Here is a 1,730-nt window from a genome sequence, read left to right on the forward strand (position 1 = left end):
CGCGCGCTCGACCGCATCGTCCATCGTCACGAAGCGCTGCGTACCACCTTCCATCGCATCGGCAACGACCCGGTCCAGCACATCGCCGCGGCCGATGTCGGCTTCGCCTTGCGCGAAGTCGACCTGCACGACGTCGACCTGCACGACCACGCCGATGCCGAAGACGCCCTGCAGCAACACCTCGCCCTCGAGGCCGCCGCGCCCTTCGACATGGAACACGGCCCGCTGGTCCGTGGCCAGCTGCTGCACCTGTGCGACGACGATCACGTGCTCGCCATCACGATGCACCACGTCGTCTCCGACGGCTGGTCGATCGGCGTGCTGCTGGACGAACTGAGCACGCTGTACTCCGCCTTCCGCGCCGGCCAGGACGACCCGCTGCCGCCGCTGCCCATCCAGTACGCCGACTACGCCGTCTGGCAGCGCCAGTGGCTCAGCGGCGCCGTGCTGGAACGCCAGCAGGCCTACTGGCAGCGCACGCTCACCGGCGCGCCCGTGCTGCTCGAACTGCCCACCGACCGCCCGCGTCCGGTCCAGCAGAGCTTCGTCGGTGCCTCGGTACCGGTGACGTTGGATGCGTCGCTCACGCAGGCCCTGAAGGCGTTGAGCCAACGCCACGGCACCACGCTCTACATGACCGTCATGGCCGCGTGGGCGACCGTGCTGTCGCGCCTGTCGGGACAGGACGACATCGTCATCGGCACGCCGATCGCCAACCGCACCCGCACCCAGCTCGAGAACCTGATCGGCTTCTTCGTCAACACGCAGGCCCTGCGCGTCGGCGTGGCCGGCACCGTGGCCGAGCTGCTCGCCGGCGTGCGCGAACGTGCGCTCGACGCCCAGGCCCACCAGGACCTGCCGTTCGAACAGGTCGTGGAACTGGTCAAGCCGCCGCGCAGCCTCGCCCATGCACCGCTGTTCCAGGTGATGCTGGCCTGGCAGAACAATGACGCCGGTCACTGCGACCTGCCGGGGCTGGCACTCGCGCCAATCGAGGTCGGCTACGGCGCGGCCAAGTTCGACCTGGAGCTGGAGCTGGCCGAAGTCGAGGACGGCATTGCCGGTTCGCTGGGCTACGCCACCGCGCTGTTCGATCGCGACACCATCGAACGCCACGCCGGCTACCTGCAGCGCGTGCTCGAAGCGATGGTCGCCGACGACCATCAGGCGGTCGCACGCATCGACCTGCTCGGCGAGGCCGAACGACAGCAGTTGCTGCTGGGCTGGAACGCCACGCGCTCGGACTATCCGCAGGACCAGTGCGTGCACGCGCTGTTCGAAGCACAAGTCGAACGCACGCCCGACGCCGTCGCGGTGGTCTTTGAGGACCAGTCGCTCAGCTACGCCGAGCTCAATACGCGCGCCAACCAGTTGGCACACCACCTGCGCACGCTCGGGGTGAAGCCCGACGACCGCGTGGCGATCTGCGTCGACCGCGGCTTGCCGATGCTGGTGGGCGTGATGGCGATCCTCAAGGCCGGCGGTGCTTACGTGCCACTGGATCCGGTGTATCCGCCCGAGCGGCTCACCTACATGCTCGACGACAGCGCGCCGGTCGCGTTGCTGGCCACCGCCAGCGCCCGCGCCGCGCTGGCCGACCATCCGCTGTCGATGCCGGTGCTGGACCTGGAATCGGACACCGCGCTGTGGGCCCAGTACGGCACCGACAACCCGGTAGTCGACGACCTCGCCGCGCACCACCTCGCCTACATCATCTACACCTCCGGCTC

General features: G+C 69.0%; 1 protein-coding gene. It reads left to right on the forward strand.

Annotated elements, in window-relative coordinates:
• Positions 1 to 1,730: non-ribosomal peptide synthetase (locus tag ACYVD7_RS14305; protein ID WP_460764560.1), on the forward strand; the 1,730-nt coding region annotated here is incomplete at both ends.

The sequence above is a fragment of the Lysobacter fragariae genome, assembly GCF_054779775.1.